The 21332-nt window shown below is 63.4% G+C and carries 22 protein-coding genes and 1 pseudogene; 10 read left to right on the top strand and 13 right to left on the bottom strand.

What is annotated here, in order from left to right:
- Positions 1 to 39 precede the first annotated feature (39 nt).
- Positions 40 to 672 carry a TetR/AcrR family transcriptional regulator gene (locus BFN03_RS18320; RefSeq protein WP_070380204.1) on the bottom strand — a complete coding sequence of 211 codons (633 nt, stop codon included), beginning with the start codon at positions 670 to 672 and terminating at the stop codon, positions 40 to 42.
- A 266-nt stretch (positions 673 to 938) separates the two neighbouring features.
- On the opposite strand from BFN03_RS18320, the gene BFN03_RS18325 reads away from it, so the two are divergent.
- The 3 genes from BFN03_RS18325 (at position 939) to BFN03_RS18335 (ending at position 4566) form a co-directional block, all read left to right on the top strand.
- Positions 939 to 1742: an SDR family NAD(P)-dependent oxidoreductase gene (locus BFN03_RS18325; RefSeq protein WP_070380205.1), complete on the top strand. Its 804-nt coding sequence runs from the start codon at positions 939 to 941 to the stop codon at positions 1740 to 1742.
- 52 nt (positions 1743 to 1794) lie between these two features.
- Positions 1795 to 2913, top strand: coding sequence for a DUF5938 domain-containing protein (locus BFN03_RS18330; RefSeq protein WP_070380206.1), 1119 nt, complete (start codon positions 1795 to 1797; stop codon positions 2911 to 2913).
- Between the two features lie 186 nt (positions 2914 to 3099).
- Positions 3100 to 4566 carry a class I adenylate-forming enzyme family protein gene (locus tag BFN03_RS18335; RefSeq protein WP_070380207.1) on the top strand — a complete coding sequence of 489 codons (1467 nt, stop codon included), beginning with the start codon at positions 3100 to 3102 and terminating at the stop codon, positions 4564 to 4566.
- Positions 4567 to 4577: 11 nt separating this feature from the next.
- Here BFN03_RS18335 and BFN03_RS20870 read toward each other — a convergent pair.
- Positions 4578 to 4694, bottom strand: a pseudogene (locus BFN03_RS20870) (protein phosphatase); the annotation flags it as partial.
- 434 nt (positions 4695 to 5128) lie between these two features.
- On the opposite strand from BFN03_RS20870, the gene BFN03_RS18345 reads away from it, so the two are divergent.
- Both BFN03_RS18345 and BFN03_RS18350 read left to right on the top strand, forming a co-directional pair.
- A complete protein-coding gene (locus BFN03_RS18345) occupies positions 5129 to 6268 on the top strand; it encodes an insoluble domain protein (protein ID WP_070380208.1) in 1140 nt (379 codons plus the stop codon).
- A gap of 173 nt (positions 6269 to 6441) precedes the next feature.
- Entirely contained in the window at positions 6442 to 7446 is a 1005-nt protein-coding gene (locus BFN03_RS18350; protein ID WP_070381068.1) for a PHP domain-containing protein, read from the top strand.
- 7 nt (positions 7447 to 7453) lie between these two features.
- Here the strand turns inward: BFN03_RS18350 and glpK are convergent, their stop codons facing one another.
- The 5 genes from glpK to BFN03_RS18375 form a co-directional block, all read right to left on the bottom strand.
- The gene (gene glpK, locus BFN03_RS18355) at positions 7454 to 8971 is read right to left on the bottom strand and encodes a glycerol kinase GlpK (protein ID WP_070380209.1); all 1518 of its coding nucleotides are present in this window, start codon (positions 8969 to 8971) and stop codon (positions 7454 to 7456) included.
- Positions 8972 to 9025: 54 nt separating this feature from the next.
- A complete protein-coding gene (locus BFN03_RS18360) occupies positions 9026 to 9856 on the bottom strand; it encodes an MIP/aquaporin family protein (protein WP_070380210.1) in 831 nt (276 codons plus the stop codon).
- A gap of 155 nt (positions 9857 to 10011) precedes the next feature.
- A complete protein-coding gene (locus tag BFN03_RS18365) occupies positions 10012 to 11175 on the bottom strand; it encodes an AI-2E family transporter (protein ID WP_084385686.1) in 1164 nt (387 codons plus the stop codon).
- A 71-nt stretch (positions 11176 to 11246) separates the two neighbouring features.
- Positions 11247 to 11924: a haloacid dehalogenase type II gene (locus BFN03_RS18370; protein WP_157109650.1), complete on the bottom strand. Its 678-nt coding sequence runs from the start codon at positions 11922 to 11924 to the stop codon at positions 11247 to 11249.
- Positions 11921 to 12472, bottom strand: a complete 552-nt coding sequence (locus BFN03_RS18375) for a carboxymuconolactone decarboxylase family protein (RefSeq protein WP_070380211.1) — start codon at positions 12470 to 12472, stop codon at positions 11921 to 11923. The genes BFN03_RS18370 and BFN03_RS18375 overlap by 4 nt, the downstream gene beginning before the upstream one ends.
- Before the next feature lie 218 nt (positions 12473 to 12690).
- On the opposite strand from BFN03_RS18375, the gene BFN03_RS18380 reads away from it, so the two are divergent.
- Positions 12691 to 13047: a glutaredoxin domain-containing protein gene (locus tag BFN03_RS18380; protein WP_070380212.1), complete on the top strand. Its 357-nt coding sequence runs from the start codon at positions 12691 to 12693 to the stop codon at positions 13045 to 13047.
- A gap of 15 nt (positions 13048 to 13062) precedes the next feature.
- Here the strand turns inward: BFN03_RS18380 and BFN03_RS18385 are convergent, their stop codons facing one another.
- The 4 genes from BFN03_RS18385 to BFN03_RS18400 form a co-directional block, all read right to left on the bottom strand.
- The gene (locus BFN03_RS18385) at positions 13063 to 13350 is read right to left on the bottom strand and encodes a hypothetical protein (RefSeq protein WP_157109651.1); all 288 of its coding nucleotides are present in this window, start codon (positions 13348 to 13350) and stop codon (positions 13063 to 13065) included.
- 208 nt (positions 13351 to 13558) lie between these two features.
- Entirely contained in the window at positions 13559 to 14380 is an 822-nt protein-coding gene (locus tag BFN03_RS18390) for a hypothetical protein (protein WP_070380214.1), read from the bottom strand.
- Between the two features lie 2 nt (positions 14381 to 14382).
- Complete coding sequence (locus tag BFN03_RS18395; RefSeq protein WP_232320342.1) at positions 14383 to 15195, bottom strand: MerR family transcriptional regulator; 813 nt, start codon at positions 15193 to 15195, stop codon at positions 14383 to 14385.
- A gap of 106 nt (positions 15196 to 15301) precedes the next feature.
- On the bottom strand, positions 15302 to 15979 hold the full coding sequence (locus BFN03_RS18400; RefSeq protein ID WP_070380216.1) for a class I SAM-dependent methyltransferase: 678 nt from the start codon (positions 15977 to 15979) through the stop codon (positions 15302 to 15304).
- 81 nt (positions 15980 to 16060) lie between these two features.
- Here BFN03_RS18400 and BFN03_RS18405 point away from each other — a divergent pair, with 81 nt between their 5' ends.
- From BFN03_RS18405 to BFN03_RS18420, 4 genes are read left to right on the top strand one after another with little or no spacing between them, the layout of a single operon-like run.
- Positions 16061 to 16621, top strand: a complete 561-nt coding sequence (locus tag BFN03_RS18405; RefSeq protein ID WP_070381071.1) for a sigma-70 family RNA polymerase sigma factor — start codon at positions 16061 to 16063, stop codon at positions 16619 to 16621.
- Entirely contained in the window at positions 16618 to 16896 is a 279-nt protein-coding gene (locus BFN03_RS18410) for an anti-sigma factor family protein (RefSeq protein WP_070380217.1), read from the top strand. Before BFN03_RS18405 ends, BFN03_RS18410 begins: the two co-directional genes overlap by 4 nt.
- A 20-nt stretch (positions 16897 to 16916) precedes the next feature.
- Positions 16917 to 18368 carry a dihydrolipoyl dehydrogenase family protein gene (locus tag BFN03_RS18415; protein WP_070380218.1) on the top strand — a complete coding sequence of 484 codons (1452 nt, stop codon included), beginning with the start codon at positions 16917 to 16919 and terminating at the stop codon, positions 18366 to 18368.
- Positions 18369 to 18372: 4 nt separating this feature from the next.
- Complete coding sequence (locus BFN03_RS18420) at positions 18373 to 18666, top strand: DUF427 domain-containing protein (RefSeq protein ID WP_070380219.1); 294 nt, start codon at positions 18373 to 18375, stop codon at positions 18664 to 18666.
- 79 nt (positions 18667 to 18745) lie between these two features.
- Here BFN03_RS18420 and BFN03_RS18425 read toward each other — a convergent pair whose 3' ends face one another.
- Both BFN03_RS18425 and BFN03_RS18430 read right to left on the bottom strand, forming a co-directional pair.
- The gene (locus BFN03_RS18425; RefSeq protein ID WP_232320344.1) at positions 18746 to 19840 is read right to left on the bottom strand and encodes a beta-propeller fold lactonase family protein; all 1095 of its coding nucleotides are present in this window, start codon (positions 19838 to 19840) and stop codon (positions 18746 to 18748) included.
- Between the two features lie 174 nt (positions 19841 to 20014).
- Complete coding sequence (locus tag BFN03_RS18430; protein WP_232320346.1) at positions 20015 to 21106, bottom strand: beta-propeller fold lactonase family protein; 1092 nt, start codon at positions 21104 to 21106, stop codon at positions 20015 to 20017.
- Between the last annotated feature and the right edge of the window lie 226 nt (positions 21107 to 21332).

Genomic DNA, 21332 nt, shown 5'->3' on the forward strand with positions numbered 1-21332 from the left:
TGCCGACCGTTGCGGCGGCTTCGCACCCACCCGCCCGTATCAGATCGGACGTGTCACCTTGTCCAGCAAGAATTCGATACCCTGCCGGACATCTGACTCGTTTGATTTGCCGGCAAGATGGTTCATCACCGCGTGCATGAAGAGCCCGTCGAACAGTGAATACGTGAGAGCGGAGTTCAGCGTCGGCTCGCGCTCGCTCAGTTCGCTGTATCGGACCACGACTCTGAAGATCATGTCCTCGATGCTCTGGTCGAGTTCGGCGACATCCATGGCGAGGGCGCTCTCGAACATTGCCTGGGTTCGAATGTCGTACCACAGCCGCTGCATACTGGCTTCCTCGAGCATCGTCGAAACGACTGCGCTGCTGAAGGACTCACGCAACTCTCGAGCGGTCTCGCTGTCGCGGACGAGTCCGTCGTACCGCGAGAGGCAACGGGTCTTGTAGCGCCTCACGCAGTAGGTGATCAGTTCCGCCTTGTCGTGAAAGTAGTAGTGCAGCGCGCCGTGCGTGAAGTTCGACCTATCGGCGATGTCGCGCAGACCCGTCCGCGCATACCCTTGCTCCGCCAAGGCCTCGAGCGCGGCATCGGCAAGCTGCATGCGGCGATCCTCGAACTTGTCGACCGGCCGCTTGCGAGCGCGACCAGGCGATCCCCCCAGCGTTTTCCTCATCAAATCAACCTTTGGATTCGTATCGATCGGTCACGACGACCAGCATGGCCGCACGTGGGAATCCGAAGCGGCCGCAGTTACAGCTACAGCCTATCCGACGATCTTGACGGTTGTCTCAACTTTGCTGGACAGTCGTCGCCAAATGTCATGACAAGTGTCCTAATTTCTCTTGACAGTCGTTCAGATCGGAATAGAGTGATCTACGTCGCAATGGTGGCGCGGCAAGAACGCCCCGCCACACCCGATCCTCCAAGGAGGGCATCGACGTGACTCGATTCGACCTATCAGGAAAGAAAGCTCTGGTCACTGGGGGTGCCCAAGGATTGGGAGAGGGCTTCGCCCTCGCCCTCGCCGAGGCGGGTGCCGACGTTGTCGTCAGTGACGTACAGGACGACCGCGGTAAGGAGTCCGCCGCGCGGCTCGCGAAGGTAGGCAGACGCACCGGATTCGTACATCACGACGTAACCGTGGAAGACGACTGGAAGAACGCGGTCGCCACGACGATCGACCTGTTGGGCGGCCTTGATGTCCTTGTCAACAACGCGGGTTCGGAGATCACCGGCCTGCTGGCAGCCTTCGATCCCGACGACTGGCGTCGGATGTTCGACATCAATGTCGTCGGCACCGGCCTGGGTATAAAACACGCCTTCGCGGCGATGTCGCCTGGAGGACCGGCAGGTGCGGGCGGGGTCGTGATCAACGTGTCCTCGGTGGCCGCAACCATCGCATATCCCGCACTCGCCGGTTATTCGGCGTCGAAGTCTGCGGTCGATCGGCTCACTCGTGTAGCGGCTCGCGAATCCGGTCAGCTCGGTTACGGGGTGCGCGTGAACTGCATCTACCCCGGTCTCGTGCCGACAGAGATGGGTAACCGGCTCGCGGGCGACATGGTCGAGATCGGATTGGGGGAGTCCGTTGAACACGTAGTGGGCAATGTGGTCGAGCAGACGCCGTCGGGTCGGCTCGGTGCGGTAGACGATATGACCGGTGCAGTGGTGTTCCTTGCCTCCGATGCCGCTGCGTTCGTCAACGGGGCAGGCCTACCCGTCGACGGTGGCATGGGCATGTAGCGAACTCGCCGCTTTCCGGCCACACCTCTGCTCTCTTCGAAAAGGATCTTCCATGACTACGAAACCAGTTGTCGTATACGGCGCTTCCGGGTACACGGGCCGTCTCGTATGCGAGTACCTGCGCGAGTACAACATTCCCTTCGTTGCTGCCGGGCGCGATGCCAACCGGATAAAGGAAGCGCTTCTCCAGGTACCCGGCGTCGACAGCATCGAACACGACATCGTCGAGGTCGAACACACTCCAGCCGCGCTGACGGAGTTGTTTACCGGGGCCCGTGTTGTCTGCAACATGGTCGGCCCGTTCATCAAGTACGGACCCACAGCCGTCGAGGCATCCCTCGCGGCCGGATGCCACTACACCGACACCACCGGTGAGCAGAACTGGGTCATGCACGCTCAGGAGAACTGGGGCGCGCAGTACCAGGAGAAGGGCCTGCTGCTGTCCCCCGGCATCGCGCACATGTACACCACCAGCGAGATTGCCGCGAACATCTGCCTCGAGGCCCCCGGACTGGACTCGCTGGACATCGTGTCTATGTTCAACGGCTTCCCCACCTATGCCTCGACGCAGACGATCTTTCACACGCTGAACTCCGACTGGTACTACCTGTCGCAGAACCAGTATGTGGAATGGGACCGCAACGCGCGCTTCCAGGTGAGTTTGCCCGGTCAGCACGACACTGCCATCGCCCTGCCCTGGGGTGGGATGTCACATCCGGTGTGGTTCAAAGATGATCCGCGCGTCGCCAACTGCCGGGCGATCGGTGGGGTGACCGACCCGTCCGTGATGGAGAACGCCATCGCCACACGCACCATGATCGACGAGAAGATCAAGTCACTGCCTCGCGAAGAGCAAGACGCGGCATTGTCCGAGATCGCGTCATCGGTACAGGCGGGAATGCCTCCGCGGGAGAATCCGCGAATCAACAAGTCCATCGACTCGGTCCACGCTTCGGGTCCTTTGGCGCGGGCGCACGTAGTCATCCACGGAAACTGCAACTACAAGCAGACGGGGTTGCTGCAGGCATACACCGCTTATTCGCTGCTGCGGCAGCCGCCGCGGCGTGCAGGATTCGCATCTGCATGCCAGGCTTTCGGCCACCGTGAATTGTTCAACGTCCTACGTAGCTTCGGCCTCGTACTCGAGCCCGTTGTCACCGTGCACTCCTGATCCGAGGCCAACACTCCCCGCGGGCGTGGCCGGGATCGTGCCGTCACGCCCGCGGGTCATCCAAGCCGAATCCCATACAGCCGAATCCCATACAGCCGAATCCCATACAAAGGATGTGGAACATCTTTCGTTCTAGTGCTTTTCGCTCGAGTCGCATCATCGCAGCCTGAATTGAGGACCACCACCATGAGTTGGCCAACACTGCCGGACGATCGCGCACGCACCAATCGCGATGGTGCGTGTATCGCCGACGAGAGGATCACTCTGTCCAACGGAGACTTCGCCGATCGCGTCCGCGCCGCAGCTGCGCAATTGAGAAGCCTAGGGGTGGGACCGGGCTCCGTCGTGGCGGTTCAGCTGGTGAACAGGGTGGAGTTGGTGGTCCTCCTGTTTGCCGCGTGGCGGCTCGGCGCGGCTGTCACTCCCGTCAACCCCAATCTGACGGACTTCGAGACCGCTCACCAGTTGCGCGACGCCGGAGCCGCGGTGCTGGTGAGCGACGACCGGCCCGCACCGGATTTCGAGGGACGATACCTCGGTGTCGGTGACCTGGCGACCGGCATCGATACCGGCGCTGTGGCCGAGGACTCCGTGCACGACCCCGATCCGCACGAGCTGGCCCTGCTGATCTACACCAGCGGCACTACCGGCTCACCCAAGGGCGTCATGCTCACTCACGCCAATCTGACCGCGATGTGTGAAAGCGTCGTCGCGGCGCTCGACATCACCTCAGAGGATCATTGCCTGCTGGTTCTGCCCCTGTTCCACGCCAATGCCATCATCCTGAGCACGCTCACTCCCCTTTCGGTCGGCGCCAGCACCACCATCGCGGTCAAGTTCTCCGTCGACACCTTCTTCGATCTGGTCGAAAAGCACCGTCCTACATATTTTTCCGGGGTTCCCACGGTGTATGCGATGCTCGACGCTGTGGACAAGAAAGCCAGGCCGGACACGTCTTCGATACGCCTGGCCATCGGTGGCGCCGCGCCGATGCCTGCCGAGTTGATCGAACGTATCGAGACCCGGTACGGGTTTCCGCTGATGGAGGGCTACGGCCTGTCCGAGGGAACTTGCGCCACCACCCTCAACCCACCCGCTGGTCCCCGCAAACCCGGCAGCGTAGGGATTCCGCTGCCGGGCCAGCAGGTGCGGATCGTCGGCAAGGGCGGAGCCGTTCTACCGCAGGGCGAGACGGGGGAAGTCGTCATCAGCGGGCCGAATGTGATGGCCGGATACCTGGGGAAGCCGGAAGAGACCGCGAAGACCCTGGTCGACGGGTGGCTGCACACCGGGGACGTCGGATACTTCGACGAGGACGGCTATCTTGTGCTGGTCGACCGCATCAAGGACATGATCATCCGAGGCGGAGAAAACCTGTACCCGAAGGAAATCGAGACAGCGCTCTACCGCCACGAGGACGTCCTCGAGGCCGCGGTGATCGGGCGGCCAGATCCGGTCTACGGCGAAGTCCCGGTCGCCTACGTGGCCCTACGACCCGGGTCCACGCTCACCGTAGACAACCTGTTCGACGTGTGCCGACAGTCGTTGTCGAAGTTCAAGCTTCCGGTGGATATCATCACCCGCGAAGCACTGCCGAAGAACGCTGTCGGCAAGCTCGACAAGCCTGCCCTTCGAGCCGAGAGCCGATCCTGAGCCGATCGGCGTTAGCCGAACCGGGCCACGAATCGCTTCTGCCATGGTGTCTCGACGGCTCTGAGTGAGTAGTTGTCGCGGACGTAGTCGACAGCCTGGTCGGATGGTATTCCATCGAGCACCGGGAGTCAGACGCCCAGACGGAAGGTGTACCACCCCGCGTGTCTCTGCGGCCCAAGTCTCGTGCGGCACTTGACGTCCTTTCCAACTCGGTTCCGAGGGATCTGAGGTATCCGAAACGAACCTATGGGACCCCGCGTCCAGCGTGCGCATACCGACCATTACGATGACGGTCTCACATGCGGTTGGGCGGGGGATCTCGCGATACTGGCGGCCTTGTCGTCGAGGGGACCAGGGGGGCGATCATGCGCGCGTGCGACGCGAACTCGACTGCAGCGTTCCGGGCACAGCCGCGTTTCGATCCTGTGTTCTCGATTCTGTGGGCTTCGCCGCAGCCTGTTCGATGCCGCCATCCTCCACTTCCGTCGTCAGACCGACGGGCCTCACGTTCTCACCAAGAACGGCCTGACAGCAGATTCGTCCATCGAAGGGGAAACCATATATGGCCAAGCATCGAAAGCAGTCCAAGTTCGCCAGGAATGCGGGAACCACCGCAGTCAGCACGGCGGTCATCGTCGCTGCGTGCGGCGGTGTCGCGAACGCTGAACCGTCACAGGCCGGTGTTTCACCCGCCGTGTCGCAGCCCGGCGTCGAGGCTGCCCCGTCGCAGCCCGGCGTCGCGCCCTCGAAGAAGACCTGGATTCCGGTTCCGGCCCAGTACCAGCAGGAGTCGAAGCCGCTCGCCAACTGGGACTACGAGTCGAACGAGTACGTCGCCCCCACCTACGAGGAGGACGTCTACGTCGCCCCGGTCGACTACTCGCAGCTGCACCTGCCGGTGCAGCTCCAGGAGTTCACCGCGCCGATCCAGGCTCCGGAAGACAAGGTCCGCATTGGCCGGTACATCGCTGACCGTCCGAACTGGATGACCGAGGACACCGCCGAGCGCACCAACAACCAGACCGCCGTGATCGAGGCGCAGGTCACCGACTTCTGGCGCTCGACCGGCCTCGAAACCGACGAGGCGGAGCGTCTCGCGGCCGCGCAGGTCGGCGGCGCCGTGGTCGGAGCAGTGACCGGGGCAGTGGGTGCGGCAGCGATCCCGGCTTTTGCCGGCGCCATGATCGGCGGGACGATCGGCGGCACGAGTGCTGCCTTCCTCTTCCAGGGTGTTCCCTTGCCGTTCGTTTTCGTCCCGGCCGGTACGGTCGGCACGCTCACGGGCGGGGCCATCGGCGCCGCAGCCCTGGGTGTCCCGGCAGCGGTTATCGGGGGTATCGGCGGCGTCCAGGCCGGGCTCGAAGCGGCAAACGCATACGGTGCCGGCGACCTGGGTGAGCCGATGGATACCGTGATCCCGGACGTCGACCAGGCTGCCATCACCGCCCAGACCGAGGCGACCCTCGCCGACTGGGAAGCCAACCCTGTGGGCGCCGCCGCCGCCAACGCGGTTCGCGACATGGTTGCCTCCGCCCCGGCCGTGGACCAGCAGATCCGCGATGCGGTGTCGTCGCTGCCCGGTGGTGAAGGAGCTATCGAAGCCTTCGACCAGGCCGTGGCCCAGTTCCACGAGGACATGGCCGTCCCGGCCTTGCCGATCGGCATGATCGCCGAAGCGATCAATGAGGGAATCCAGGTGTAGCTCACTGGCGACCTAGCTTCTAGGACACCGCTTCTTCCAGAACACCGGGCAGGGATTGATTGCCCGGTGTTCTGGCGTTTCGGCGTAAATTCTTGGGGACGAATTCTCGAGGGCGAAACAGTGCGGTGCATCCGAGGCGGCGCAACACTGGAGTCATGGATGCCGACAGCCCGATGGACCCTGCGCAGGCCCTGCGCGAGACGGCGTTCTGGCTCGAGCGTGCGCGGGCGGAATCTCATCGGATCAAGGCCTATCGGCGAGCGGCGGACGTGATCGCCGGGTTGTCCGCCGAGCAGCGGGATCTTCGCCGGCGAACCGACAGCTGGGACGAGTTGCTGGGTATCGGACCGAAGACGGCGACGGTCATCAGGGAGTCGTACGGCGGAGTTCCCGCGTATCTTGCCCAACTTCGTGAGGCCGCGCAGCCCATCGGAAAGGGTGCGCTGCAAGAGGCGCTCAGGGGCGATCTGCACACACATTCGGACTGGTCCGATGGCGGCAGCCCCATCGAAGAGATGATGCGTACCGCTGCTGCTATCGGCCACGAATACTGTGCTCTCACAGACCATTCGCCGCGTCTGACAGTTGCCAACGGATTGTCCGCGCAGCGTCTGCGGTCCCAGCTCGACGTTATCGCCCGTCTGAACGAGGAACTCGCGCCGCTGCGCATCCTCACCGGAATCGAGGTCGACATCTTGGACGACGGTTCCCTCGACCAGGACCCGGATCTTCTGGATGAACTCGACATCGTTGTCGCGAGCGTGCATTCGAAGCTGCGGGCCGAGCGTGGGGCCATGACGCGGCGGATGGTCGCAGCCGTGAGCAATCCCCTCGTCGATGTGCTCGGGCACTGCACCGGGCGTCTCGTCGAGGGTGCGCGCGGTACCCGGCCGGAGTCGACCTTCGATGCCGAGCAGGTGTTCACCGCCTGCCGCGACCACGGCACGGCCGTCGAAATCAACAGCCGCCCCGAGCGCCGCGATCCGCCGAGTCGCCTGATCGATCTGGCCGTGGATCTCGGGTGCCTGTTCGCCATCGACACCGACGCTCACGCTCCCGGGCAGCTGGCGTGGCACGGCTACGGGTGCGATCGGGCGATACGGTGCGGCGTCGAGGCCGAGCGAGTGGTCAACACGTGGCCGGCCGACGACCTACTCGAATGGGCGGGGTCGCGTTGACCTGGCCTCAGTTGACTTCGACCCAGTCGAGTGTGCGCTGTACTGCCTTTTGCCATCCGGCGTAACCACTTTCGCGATCGCTGTCGCTCCACTGAGGGTGCCAGCGTCGGCTCTCGTTCCAGTTCTCCCGGAGTTCGTCGAGAGACTGCCAGAACCCGACAGCCAGCCCCGCCGCGTATGCGGCCCCGAGAGCCGTGGTTTCCGCGACTACGGGCCGGCTCACCGGAACCCCCAGAACGTCGGCCTGGATCTGCATACACAGATTGTTCGCGGTGACCCCGCCGTCGACCTTGAGCACCTCGAGCGGGACACCCGAGTCCTTGTACATCGCGTCGACCACGTCACGGCTCTGATAGCAGATCGCCTCGAGTGTAGCCCTGGCGATATGGGCGTTGTTGTTGAAGCGGGACAGTCCCACGATGGCGCCCCGCGCATCGGAGCGCCAGTACGGTGCGAAAAGGCCGGAGAAGGCGGGCACGAAGTACACCCCGCCGTTGTCTTCCACCTCCGCCGCCAGTGACTCACTCTGCGAGGCGCCCTGAATTATGCCCAACTGGTCGCGCAGCCACTGGACAGCCGAACCCGTGACCGCGATGGATCCCTCGAGCGCGTACACCGGATTCTGGTCGCCGAACTGATAGCAGACCGTGGTGAGCAATCCGTTGTCGGAGCGGACGAGTTTCTCACCGGTATTGAGCAACAAGAAATTTCCGGTGCCATAGGTGTTCTTGGCCTCCCCCGCCGTCAGGCATACCTGCCCGATCATCGCGGCCTGCTGGTCGCCGACGTCCCCGGCCAGCGGAACCTCGGCACCGAGCGGACCGTGGGCGGTCGTGTGGCCGTACAGATCCGGGGCAGAGGACGGTCGGATCTCGGGGAGCATCTGCCGGGGAATATTGAAGAACGAGAGCAATTCGTCGTCCCAGTCAAGGGTTTCGAGATTCATGAGCATGGTGCGGCTGGCGTTGGTGACATCGGTGATGTGGACGCCACCGTCGACGCCTCCGGTCAGGTTCCACAGCAGCCAGGTATCGATGGTGCCGAAGATCGCCTCACCGCGGTCGGCCGCGGCGCGGACACCGTCGACATTGTCGAGGATCCACTGAACCTTGCCGCCCGAGAAGTAGGTTGCCGGCGGCAAACCCGCCTTTCGCCGGATGATCTGCCCGGCCTCCCCCTCGTCGAGAGCGGCCGCGATCCGGTCGGTGCGGGTGTCCTGCCAGACGATCGCGTTGTAGTACGGCCGCCCGTTCCGGCGGTCCCACACCACCGCCGTCTCACGCTGGTTCGTGATCCCCAGAGCCGCCAGATCACCTGGGGTGATCCCGAATCGATTCATAGCTGTTTGCAGTACCGCCGAGGTGCGTTCCCAGATCTCCACCGGATTGTGTTCGACCCAACCCGGACGCGGCAGGATCTGCTCGTGTTCGAGTTGGTGGCGTGCGATCTCGTTTCCGCCGTGGTCGAAGACCATGAAGCGGGTGCTGGTCGTGCCCTGGTCGATGGCACCGACGAAATCAGGCATGGAGATTGGCCTTTCGGTTGCTGTAGATGTGCGGATTTGTTTGGGGCGCCTGGTTCACGCCTTGATCTGATCCCCGTGTGGCGTCATCGCATCGAGGTCGGGATGTGGTGGTGGCGGCAGGAACCGTGCGATGAGCTGCATGTATATCGCGGCGCCGATGAGGCCGCCGATGAGTGGTGCGACTATGGGAACCCAGAAGTACGGGTAGCCCGACGGATCGGTGAATGCGGTGGCGTAGCCCGTCAGGTAGGACGCGAGCCTGGGCCCGAAGTCGCGCGCGGGGTTGATCGCATAACCGGCGTTGGCGCCCCAGGCCATGCCGATCGCCATGACGATCAGTCCGATCATGAACGGCGCGAGGTTGGCCGCCGGTGAGGTGTTGCGCTTGTCGACGATCGCGAAGACCAGCAGCACCAGGATGGCCGTGCCGATGATCTGATCGGTGAACGCTCCCATCACGCTCACCGGGAGCGTGCCGTTTCCGGGCATGGTCGAAAAGACGCCCTGCGTCGCACTCGTATGACCCGGGTCGGCGGCGGCAAGGAGATCGGCGTAACCTACCCGGACCACCAGCGCTCCGACGAACGCCCCGAACGTCTGCGCCACCACATACGGCGCCACCTTGCGCCACGGGAAGTCCCCGAAGGTTGCGAAGGCCACGGTCACCGCGGGATTGATGTGGGCGCCGCTGGTTCGGGAGGCGATGTAGATCGCGAGCGTCACGCCCAAGCCCCATGCCCAGGCAATAGTGTTGTAATTGCCGACGCTCTCGCCACCGGCCACGACTTGGGCAACCGCCCCGCAACCGATCATGATCAGGACCATGGTGGCGAGAAACTCTGCGGCCAGTTCGCCGAGTAGTCCGAACTCCTTCAACTTCTGCACTGGCACAACTCCCTGTTACGGCTGCTCGGCCGCCCCTCGCTACCCCCGTGACGGGAGCCGGTCCAACAACAGGCTGAAGTGAACTTCTTTTCACGGATGTTTCCAACGTTATGGCTGCAGTTCCCGGTCCGCAACCAGCAGGTGTCCAGCAGTCGTCATTCCGGTTCATCGCCGTTTCCAGGCTGCGGTGTCTCGTCGGCGGTGGTATCCGGCACCGGAGCGGGCGCGTCGGAAACGAGTTCATAACGCCGCCCGTAGGTTTCGACGAGGGCCTGGATCACCGCCACTACCGGAACCGAGACGAGGGCGCCGACAGCACCGAACAGTGACGCACCGACGATCACGGAACCGAATGCAACGGCCGGATGGATCGACACCGTCTTCGAGGTGATGCGCGGATGTAGTACGTAGTTCTCGATCTGCTGGTACACGGTGCCGAACACCACGACCCACACGCCGTCCATCGGCTGGGCTGCCGCCGCGATGATCGCGGGGAGGGCGATGGCGAGGTAGGTGCCCAGCGTCGGGACGAACTGCGACACAATCCCTGTCCACAACGCGAGTGGAAGCCAATAGGGCACGTCGATGATCACGAGGAAGATACCGGTAGCGACGCTGCTCACCGCCGCGAGTACCAGTCGCGACACCACATAGCCACCGGCTTTCTCGACCGAGATCCCCCACACCACCGAGATGATCTGTTGCTGGCGGGCCGGGAACCAGCTCGAGATCGTTCGACGAAACGCCGGACCCTGTGCCGACATATAGAACACGAACAACAGCATCGCCAATGCTTGGAACACCACTCCGACGATTGACGACAACACACCGAGGATCCCGGGTGTGAACTCTTGCGCGAGGTCGCGGATGGTTTCCGGCGTGAGATTCAGAAGGTCCGAACCCGTCGCGAAGTCGGTGCCGAGGACCCTGTTGGACCATTCGGCAACGGATGAGAGCGCTCCGGGCAGAGCCGTGAGAAGTTCGGCGAGTTGCTCGGCCAGCAACGCTCCGAACAGTGCCACGAAGCCGATGCCAAAGAGGAACATCGCCAACAGCACCAGGCCGGTTGCGGCACCGCGACGCAGGCCGTGGTCCTCGATCCAGTCGACGATCGGCTCGATGGTGACGCTGAACAGCCATGCCAGAAACAGCAACCCGAGAAACCCACGCAGGTTGTGGAACAACCAACCGGACATCTGGTACGCGGCGATCGCCAGCAAAACGTAGAGGATGACCTGCTTCAACCACGGCGGCGTAACGACCCGGCCGACGCGCTCGGCCGAGTCGGCCTGGTCCACGTGGCTGCTGTCCTCGCTCATCGCATACTCCGCGGTCGACTGCTGCTTGTACAGCCGAAATCTACAGGCCGGGAATGCGTGTAGGCCGGATTTCAGTTCGTTAGGCGAGCCAGGGCGTGAATGACCTCGGGCAGGCTGTCCGCGGTGACATCGGCGCTGGTGAATATCGGTGTGGAAACCGTTTCGAGGCGTGGGCACCATCCGGTGGTGAGGCCGGCGCGGTGGGCTCCATGGATGTCCCAGGAGTGCACCGCAACCATTGCCATCCGCTCGGCAGGCACCTGCGCGCGGTCGACGGCCAGCTGGTATGGCGCCGGCGCAGGTTTCCACGCTTTGACTGCCTCGACCGAGAGCACCTCGTCGATCTTCGGCGCGAGTCCCGAGCGCTCGAAAAACCCGCGGGTCGATTCCTCGGACCCGTTGGAAAGAGCGAAGATGCGAAAGCCCGCCTCTTTCGCGGCTTCGAGGGTTTCTGTCGCCTCCGGTTGGGCGGTGAGCTCCCCGAACCCGCCGACCGCGAGTTCGATCTGCGAGTCGGAGAGTGCGCCGTGCGTCTCGGCGCGTAGCGCCGACGCGGCGACCTCGGGGAAGCTTCGGTAGTCGCCGGCCGAGGTCATCGCCATCGCGTCACGCAAGAGGCGTGTGAACCACCGCTCCAGCAGCCCGTTCGGCTGCTGGAGCTGGTTCAGCCGGGCCCGTACCGGGTCGAGTGACGCGAGCGTTTCGACGACGTCGAAGACGACGACCTCCGGCCGAACCAGAGTGGTCACCGTGTGCCGAGGCCCGGGGCGGGGGGAACATCGAGTTCGGTTCCCACGTAGTGGTTGAAATAGTTGGTGAACAGGTTCACGGCGAGATGCGCGAACGCTTCGGTGAGTTCGTCCTCGCTCCAGCCGGCGGCAAGAGCGGCATTCCAGGTGCTGTCTTCGACAGTGCCGACCTTCTGGGCGGCTTCGCGGACCACGTTCAGCAGCGCCCCGAGCTTGCCGTCGAAGTCGTCGTCACCGCGTCTGATAGCGATCGTCTGCTCCTCGGTGAGCCCGGCGCGGGTGGCAGCCATCGTGTGGGCGGATTGGCAGTAGTCGCAGGAGTCGACCGAGCCGACTGCGAGGGCGATGGCCTCACGGGTACGCGCGTCGAACTTACTGTGCTGAGCGATCGCATCGACGATTCCGGAATACGCCGACATCACGACCGGTGAGTGGGCCATCTCGCCGTGAATGTTGAGGACTTTGCCGTATTTCTTCGCCAAGGTCCGAAGTCGTTCATTGCTGCCTTCGGGCGCGCTGTCGATCGTGTGAACAGGAATGCGGGGCATGGGTTCGTCCTAACGACGTACGGGTAGTACGTGTGGGAAACCCGCTGGGTCCGTGTCCTATTCCTGACGACCGCGTGTGGTCGCAAGCGATGATTGAAACCATAATGAAAGGGACGAATCGGCAGGAAATCCCGGGGAACTGGAAGGGATCCTGGGGTTCGGGGGTTTCGCCTCGAGGGGCCCGACCGGCTTCGCCACAACCACCTAGGAGGCTCGAAATGAGTTCAACTCAATACGTCGACGGAGTCGAAGTGATGTGGCGTCCGGCCTGTCCGTTCTGCATGAACCTGAGACGTGGACTGCGGCGACGTGCCGTCAGCACAACCGAAGTCGACATCTGGAAGGATCCAGGCGCGGCGGAGCGGGTTCGTGCGGCAACAGGGGGCGACGAGACCGTCCCCACCGTGTTCGTGGGGAATCTCGCCCTCGTCAACCCCAGTGTCAAGGCCGTATTGGCCGCGATCGAACGAGAGTTTCCCGAGCGCGTCCACGACATGGTCGGTGAACGCGGTGGCGGGAAGCCGAATCTGTGGTCGCGGATGTCTCGAGTCCTCGGGCGTCAGGCTTCCGGATAGTCATGCCCCGAACGCTTAGTTATATCGGCCCCGGCGATCGCCGGGGCCACGATGAGAGAGAAGACTGTCGGTGGAGAGGTAGGGCGTGAGGAGGCCGACCATGCATAAGCGCCCGATATCCGACACGATCAGAACGGTGCGCCGCGAGACCGCGTCGAGCAGCAGGGTCGCGGCGGCGAGCACAACCAGGCCGCCTACACCCGACACGGCAACGAATGCCGCGATATCGCTACCACTGGATTGTCTGCTCACGAGCAGTATCGGCACGCCGGCAGCTATCAGGCCGTCGCCGATCATGTTCAATGCCTGAATTGTCGCTAGACGTACGAATACTGGGTCACGCAGTACCGATGCCAGTTTCGCTGGCCAAGCGTCCCCCTAGCGGGGCAGCAGCATAACCTACAGGTCGGGTTCGGCCCTGACCTAATTTCTTCCCGGTCGAAGATCGAGTCGATGAAACTGGTTGTGTCACAAGCGCGGTCAATGTGGATGCTGATCGGTGGCTGAAGCCCTATGTGATCTCCCGTAGCACTTGTCCTGGGGCGTCGACGTACAGGCTGACATAGCTGACTTGGCCGGTTTTTCCACGAGAGGGCACAAGAGCGGGAAGTCGAGCGATGACCGGAGATATCAGTGCTATATCCACGGTAGTTCCGTTGATGTTCGGGAGGAACAACTGCCCACCCCTGATTGATGGTGCTGTCTCTGCGAATCGCAGCTGCGACACGATGGACTTGATGTTGGCCCGATCGATGATCGTCACGATATCGCCGGATTGCCGAAGAACAAGAGATGTGTCGGTCAGATAGTGCGGGTTGGTGCGATGAACTGCCAGATAGCCGAACAACATGACCAAGGACCAGACCGAAAGGACCGCGAGACTCACCTGAAGCCATACCCAGGGAAGAAGTAGATGCAACACCACGATCTCGATACCGGTCGCGACTGCGAACGCCGCCGGAATCACGAGTGTTCCGCGGGTCGAGGTGAATACGATTGCGCCGTGTTCGATTCCGGAGTGGCGCCGACGGATCCACAGCCACAATGACCGGTAGGTCCTGACCTCGGCCCTGACGAGCATCCAGAGCGGTGATTGACCGAGCACTTTCGCTGTTGCGTCTCGAAGCCCGTCGCCAAAGCGGCGCTGTGCCACGATCGCAATGACCAGCGTCAATGCGACCGCACCAATCAGCGGGACCTCTACCGCCACGAACAGAGTCGCTGCTTGGCGAGTGGTGATGGTTCCTGTGGCCAGCAAGACGGCGTCGACGATGAGAACGACCACTGTCACCAGCTGCGAGACCTGCTGGAAGCGTCGAATCCTCTGGGCCATCGTCACAGGTCCGTATATGAGGGAGATCGGCGAACCAACTCTCGTTGGACCCGTAGAACGACTTCGCGTTGCGCCTGATCGGGGATCAAATCGTCGAGCGAGAGCGCCGCACCAGTGATCCCGTGGGCAGTGGCGGCTCCAGTTGGAGGTTCGATCATCAGTTTCTGATGATCGAACAACTCGACAAGTCGGCCAACGAGTGCATCGATGTCAGCTTCCGACGAGTCGGGGGTGCGGCCCTCGAGGCTCGACCACTCCGCAAGGATTGCCAGGTACTCCTCGCGTTGATCATCATTGGCCATTGTTCCCGAGTAGCCGGTAAGAAGCTCCTCTGGCGCCTTCCCCGATATCACAAGAGCCTCGAGGAGGTCTCGATCGTGCCGAAGAGCAGAACCGACCGTGTCGGACGGAGCGTGCTCGACGGCCTCGGCCAAAGCTGTTGCAAGCTCAGCCGGCAACACTGAGACCGAGTTGCCGCGTTCGACCTCGGCGAGCATTGCGCTGAGCTGTGCGCTGCGGCGGGCAAGCATCGTCTGCTCGCTCTCGACCGCTCTGATCAAAGCGCGCAGATCCGCTACCACGTCGCGATCGTCATCGCTCGACCTTCCGTCAGCGAGGATGGCGGCGACCGAACCGAGAGGTACTCCACTGCTGGCCAACCAGCGAATTCGCAGCAATCGGACTGCATCGCCAAGGGCGTACTCGCGGTAGCCATTGGACCGACGAGGTGGCTCGTCAAGTAGACCGAGCCGGTGGTAATGGCGCACCGCCCTCGTCGTCGTGCCGGCAATCTCAGCGAGCTGACCTATCCGCATGAGCCAAGTCTCAACTATGACCCAACGTCAAGGTCAAGCCGATGCGCCGATCGCGAAGAAGGGTCGTTTGCCCAGTGCGATGCTCACCGATCACGAGCTAGCGGCGTCAGGATTCCGGGTCATCATGCGTCGAGCGGCTGCCTGCGTGCCCCGACGTCCGGTCGACGGAACCCACTCGCACCTGGACGTGTCCGCCGCGGGCGGACGCGGCCCGAACGTCGGTGAGCGAGGAATCGATCAACGTCCAGGGGTGTGCGTTGATGTCCGATCCCCCCATCAGGCAGGCGAGCTGGGCTAGCGGAGTCCACACAGCGGCGTATCCGACGGGTTTCTGCATGTCGACGACCGCCACCCTGCCACCGGGGTGGGTCAGGTCGATCATCGTGGCGAGCGCCCGCGGCCAATCCGCCATCAGCGACAGCACATAGGTGCTGAGGGCCGCGTCGAAGGTGTCGGCCCCACCGAGGTCACAGGGGTTGAGCTTGGTGCCGTCGGCCTCGACGAAGCTTACGTTGTTCCATCCTGCCGACCTGGTGCGTCGTCGTGCCTGGTCGAGCATGTGGGCACTCGCGTCGACCGCGGTGATCGATCCAGTCGGGCCGATTCGTTGCTGGATGTGCGAGAAGTTCAGCCCGGTTCCGCAGCCGAGGTCGAGGACATTTTCGCCCGGTTTCAGCGCGAGTAGATCGATTGCCGCGACACGTCCCGCGCGGTACACCGGCCATTCGGCGGAGATGAGGTCGTAGAAGCGGGCCGAGCCACGGTAACGGGCCTTTCGTCTCACGGGCAATCCATTTCGTCTTACGTTCCGATAATTCTTCTTCGAAGCGGGAACACGGTGGGACGGTCGGGGGGTTCCCCCAGTGTGCATCCACCTGCGCCAGACGACCACGACGAACGGGCCCGAAGGTTTCGGCAGTACGTCGAACCCGAGATCGAAGTCCTGTTGCGGGTTGCGAGGACGCTGACCGGGCCTGCGGATGCGGAGGACCTCGTCCAGGAAACGCTGGTGCGGGCCTTTCGCAGCGTCGACCGCTTCGACGGCCGCTACCCCCGGGCGTGGTTGCTGACGATTCTGAGGAACACGAACATGAACATGCACAGACGACAGCGCCCCGATGTTGTCGAGGACGTCGCGATCTATTCGGACGCCAGGCCGGCCTTCGGTATCGACCCGCCGAACACCGAGGATCAGATCATGGCATCGATCTTGCCCGCCGATCTCGAACGGGCGGTACAGGCACTGGACTCGAAGTTCCGGACGGTGCTGTTCCTGATCGACGTCGATCAACTCACCTACAGCGAAGCCGCCGACACGCTCGGCGTTCCGGTGGGGACGGTGATGTCTCGGCTGAGCCGGGCACGTGACCGTGTGCGTAAACACTTGCGGCCGAGCTTCGCGGCGGCGAGGAAGGAGAAGCGATGATCAAGGCTGTGCGCACGATGCTGACGTGCCATTGGTCGGCGCGCCGGATCCAGCGCTACCTGGACTCCGACCCGGCAGCGTTGCTTGATCCGAACGAGATCCGCCGGTTGGAGGCACATCTGGCCGAGTGCGACAAGTGCAACGCCGCGGCGGACGAGTACCGTCAGATCAACACTGCCCTTTCGAGGTGGGCGGCTCGGCGAATGCCTCAGAGAGACAGCGTTGTTCACATGCGTCAGGTTGTAGACCGCATTGCCCGTGGTGACCTGTATTGACACAGAAGGAGTTTCAGAACGTGGCACCAGCGAGCAGGAAGTCTTTTCCCGGATCCGCCGATCTCGTGGTGATCGGTGGCGGAGCCGCGGGGATTGTCGCTGCGAAAACGGCGGCTGGATTCGGCGCGAAAGTGGTTCTGGTAGAACGTGACCGTACCGGTGGAGATTGCTTGTGGACTGGGTGCGTCCCGTCGAAAGCGCTGCTCGCCGCCGCGTCCGTAGCCGCGACGATGCGTCGAGGACACGAATTCGGAGTAGACGCCTCGAACGTGACTGTCGACTTTGCCCGGGTGATGAAACACGTGCAGGGTGCGATCGAGACCATCGCGCCGGTCGACTCACCCGAAACACTCCGCGACGCGAACGTCAACGTCGTCAGCGGTACGGCCCGCTTTACCGGCCCCCGCTCGCTGAGCATCGATTCGCACACCATCACTTTCGGCCAGGCGGTGATCGCGACGGGGGCCGCCCCGGCAGTGCCGAACATTCACGGACTCGACCAGGTCGACTACCTCACCAGCGATACGATTTGGGGGCTCACCGAACTGCCGCCTCGGCTGCTGGTTCTCGGTGGTGGAAGCGTAGGATGTGAACTCGCCCAAGCCTTTGCCAGACTCGGCTCGACGGTCACGATTGTCGAAGCTGCAGATTCGCTCCTTCCTGCGGAAGACCGAGAAGCCGCTGCATTCGTCACCCAGAGTTTGGTGGATGACGGGGTCACTGTGCTGACCGGAGTGACGGCGGAGTCCGTCGCGGGCCAGGCACTGGTTCTCGCGGACGGTCGCCACCTCGAATTCGACAGTCTGCTCGTTGCCGTTGGACGCAAGCCACGGACGGCGTCGATCGGGCTTGACGCGGCTGGTGTCACTGTCGATCGCCGCGGGTTCGTCACCGTGGACGATCACCTTCGCACCACCAACCCGAGGGTCTGGGCGGCCGGCGACCTCACCGGTCACCCCCAGTTCACCCACACGGCAGGAATGCACGGGAGCATCGCCGCAACCAACGCGATCCTGGGGCTTCGTCGCACCGTCGACCGCACCGGCACCCCCCGCGTGACCTTCACCGACCCCGAGATCGCCGTCGCCGGAATCGATACCGAGGCCGCCCGCCGCATTCCCGGGCTGCACGTGCACACTCTCGGCCACGAGCACGTCGACCGTGCTGTCGCGGAGCGTGAGACGCGCGGGTTCACCCGACTGGTGGTCGACGGCAAACACCGCATCGTCGGAGCTACCGTCGTCGGCCCTCGTGCTGGTGAGACGATCGGCGAGATAGTGCTGGCAATCAAACAGGGGCTGCGGACACGGGATCTGGCCGGAACCACCCACCCCTACCCCACCTACAACGACGGGCCCTGGAACGCCTCCATCGCCGACGTTCGGTCGCAGTTGGCCAAGCCCGTCGCGAGTGGGGCGATCAAGGTTCTCGCCCGTATCCGCAGAGCGGCGCAGAATATTCGAAAGGACTGAAGTCATGACCACCGCCACCGCCTTTGTGGGCGACACACCGATCGCGACCACCGATGACGTGGTGATCGTCGAGGGCAACGTGTACTTTCCCGAGCGCGACGTCGAAGACGGCGTGCTGGTTGCGAATCGGGCCAAGAGCCTGTGCTTCTGGAAAGGCGTCGCTAGCTACTACGACGTCGAGGCGGGAGGGATCTCGCTTCGCAGCGCAGCGTTCACCTATCGTCACCCGTCGCCGCTGGCCCGCCGCGTCAAGGGCCGGGTGGCGTTCTGGAACGGTGTGGACGTTCGTACGAGCTGAAAACCTGAGAAGCTCAAAGGATGGCGCCGCCACCCGCACGGTCGAGGTGGCGGCGTCATTCAGTTCTTCGGTGCTGGTGTCAGCTGAACGCGCTGCCTGCACCCGAGCCGCTGCCGGCCAGCGAGCCGAAGTCGATGCACAGCGATCCGGTGCATGTCTCGATCGCAATGACCGACACTGTGTCGTCGTCGCGGTTGGCGACGTAGGCGCGTTTCCCGTCCGGGGTGATTGCCACCCCCTGCGGTTCTTTGCCGACGTCGATGGTCTCGATGACAGTGTTGGTGCCGGTGTCGATTACCGACACCGTGTTGCCAAGGAGGTCGGTGACGTAGGCGCGTTTCCCGTTCGGGGTGATCGCCACCGCAAATGGGGTGCCCCCGACTGGGATGGGCGCGCCCACGACGGTGTTGGTACCAGTGGCGATCACGGACACCGTGTCGTTGTCTTGGTTGGTGACGTAGGCACGGAACCCGTTCGAGGTGATCGCCACTCCAGAAGGGCCGTCGCCTGCGGTGATGGTGTCGATGACAGTGTTGGTGAGGGTGTTGATCACCGACACGGTGTCGGTGTCGACGTTGGTGACGTAGGCGCGGAACCCTAGCGGTGTGATTGCCACCCCTCTAGGGAAGTCCCCGACATCGATGGTGTCGATGACGGTGTCGGTGCCGGTGTCGATCACCGACACCGAACCGGTCGACGAATTGACGACGTAGGCGCGTTCTCCGTTCGGGGTGATCGCCACTCCGAACGGGCCGACACCGACCGGGATGGGTAGGCCCACGATGGTATTGGTGGCGGTGTTGATCACCGACACCGTGTCGTCGTCGCGGTTGGTGACGTAGGCGCGTTTTCCGTTCGGGGTGATCGCTACCCCGGACGGGCTGGTGCCGACGGCCACAGTGGCGACCACTGCATTCGTGGCGGTGTCGATCACCGACACCGAGTCATCATCGATGGTGGTGACGTAGGCGCGGGTTCCGTTCGGGGTAATCGCCACCGCGGCGGGGCCGCCTACGACATCGATGGTGTCGATGACGGTGTCCGCGGCGGCAGTCGCCGGACCGGTTCCGGCGATGCCGAGCACCATCGCGAACGTGGCCAGCATCCCGAGCAACAGGCGTGGGATGCGTTTCCGGGCTGTCGGATAGGCGCGGAAGTGGCTGCGGTGACTCACATTCTTCTCCTGCCATACGAGGACCAAAACGGATCAACCATGCTGCGGGGAGAGCCGACTCCCGGATGCGGACACCGGCAATCCATTGGAGGTTAACTATCAGATAGCCATTTCGATCCCGGACACGCCGAAACTGTCACGGCTCCACTGGTGTATGAGCACGGCGGCTGGGTGTCAGCTGAATGTGCTGCCGGCGCCAGAGCCGCTGCCGGTCAGCGAGCCGAAATCGATGCACAGCGATCCGAGGCATCTCTCGATCGCGATAACCGACACCGTGTCGTCATCACGGTTGGTGACGTACGCGCGGGTTCCGTCCGGTGCGATCGCCACCCCGAATGGCTCGTTCCCGACGGTGACCGTGTCGACCACCGTGTTGGTGCCGGTGTCGATCACCGACACCTCATCGCTATCGAATTCGGCGATGTAGGCGCGGGTTCCGTTGGGGGTTACTGCCACCCCGATCGGCTCGTTTCCGACGGTGACCGTGTCGACCACGGTGTTGATGGCGGTGTCGATCACCGACACCGTGTTGTCGTTGGTGTTGGTGACGTAGGCGAAGAACCCGTTCGGGGTGATCGCCACCTTCCGCGGGGCGTCCCCACCGGCGATAGTGCTTGACACCGTGTTGGTGTTGGTGTCGATCACCGATACCGTGTTGCCTCCATGGTTGGCGACGTAGGCGTGGGTCCCGTTTGGGGTGACTGCCACCCCGACGGGGAGGTTTCCGACTGTGACGGTTGTGATTTCGGTGTTGGTGTCGGTGTCGATCACCGAGACCGTATCGTCCAATGCGTTGGTGACGTAGGCGTGGGCTCCGTCCGGGGTGATCGCCACCACTTGAGGGTTGTTTCCGACGGGTATGGGTACGCCGAGGACGGTGTTGGTGGCGGTGTCGATCACCGAGACCGTACCGTCCAATGCGTTGGTGACGTAGGCGAACGCTCCGTCCGGGGTGACCGCCACCCCAACTGGGTTGTCTCCGACTGTGACGGTCGTCGTCTCGGTGTTGGTGCCGGTGTCGATTACCGAGACCGTATCGTCCCCGGCGTTGGCGACGTAGGCGCGGGTTCCGTTGGGGGCGAACGCCACTTCCCGCGGACCGTCCCCGACGGGGAAGGTGTCGACGACGGTGTCCGCGGCCGCGGTCCCTACCCCCGCTCCAGCGATACCGACCACCATCAGGGCAGTGGCTGTAAGCCCGAGTACCAGGTGTCGTAGGCTGCCGGGGGCTGTGGAGCGGGTACGGAAACTTCTGTGGTAATTCACATGTTTCTCCTGCCGTGCGAGGAACGAAACGGATCGACCATGCTGCGGGGAGAACCGGCGGTCGGATGCGGACACCGGTAGTCCATCCGAGGTTAACCGTCCGATAGCTATCTCGGCTCGAGGCGCGCCGAAACGATCACTGCCACAACCCCACGCCAGGTGTTCGAGTGCGGAACGCATACATGACGTTGCCACCGGCGACAGTGCCGGTGGCAACGTCAAGGGG

Origin of the sequence: Rhodococcus sp. WMMA185 (assembly GCF_001767395.1) — a bacterium.
Lineage (GTDB): Bacteria > Actinomycetota > Actinomycetes > Mycobacteriales > Mycobacteriaceae > Rhodococcus_F.

What these genes read in the sequence shown, in the direction of transcription:
- BFN03_RS18380 (WP_070380212.1), top strand. Translation starts at nt 12,691, where the DNA reads ATGAGTTCAACTCAATACGTCGACGGAGTCGAAGTGATGTGGCGTCCG.
- BFN03_RS18365 (WP_084385686.1), bottom strand. Translation starts at nt 11,175, where the DNA reads ATGAGCGAGGACAGCAGCCACGTGGACCAGGCCGACTCGGCCGAGCGC.
- BFN03_RS18375 (WP_070380211.1), bottom strand. Translation starts at nt 12,472, where the DNA reads ATGCCCCGCATTCCTGTTCACACGATCGACAGCGCGCCCGAAGGCAGC.
- BFN03_RS18410 (WP_070380217.1), top strand. Translation starts at nt 16,618, where the DNA reads ATGATCAAGGCTGTGCGCACGATGCTGACGTGCCATTGGTCGGCGCGC.
- BFN03_RS18335 (WP_070380207.1), top strand. Translation starts at nt 3,100, where the DNA reads ATGAGTTGGCCAACACTGCCGGACGATCGCGCACGCACCAATCGCGAT.
- BFN03_RS18350 (WP_070381068.1), top strand. Translation starts at nt 6,442, where the DNA reads ATGGACCCTGCGCAGGCCCTGCGCGAGACGGCGTTCTGGCTCGAGCGT.
- BFN03_RS18330 (WP_070380206.1), top strand. Translation starts at nt 1,795, where the DNA reads ATGACTACGAAACCAGTTGTCGTATACGGCGCTTCCGGGTACACGGGC.
- BFN03_RS18345 (WP_070380208.1), top strand. Translation starts at nt 5,129, where the DNA reads ATGGCCAAGCATCGAAAGCAGTCCAAGTTCGCCAGGAATGCGGGAACC.
- BFN03_RS18420 (WP_070380219.1), top strand. Translation starts at nt 18,373, where the DNA reads ATGACCACCGCCACCGCCTTTGTGGGCGACACACCGATCGCGACCACC.
- BFN03_RS18320 (WP_070380204.1), bottom strand. Translation starts at nt 672, where the DNA reads ATGAGGAAAACGCTGGGGGGATCGCCTGGTCGCGCTCGCAAGCGGCCG.
- BFN03_RS18390 (WP_070380214.1), bottom strand. Translation starts at nt 14,380, where the DNA reads ATGGCCCAGAGGATTCGACGCTTCCAGCAGGTCTCGCAGCTGGTGACA.
- glpK (WP_070380209.1), bottom strand. Translation starts at nt 8,971, where the DNA reads ATGCCTGATTTCGTCGGTGCCATCGACCAGGGCACGACCAGCACCCGC.
- BFN03_RS18395 (WP_232320342.1), bottom strand. Translation starts at nt 15,195, where the DNA reads ATGCGGATAGGTCAGCTCGCTGAGATTGCCGGCACGACGACGAGGGCG.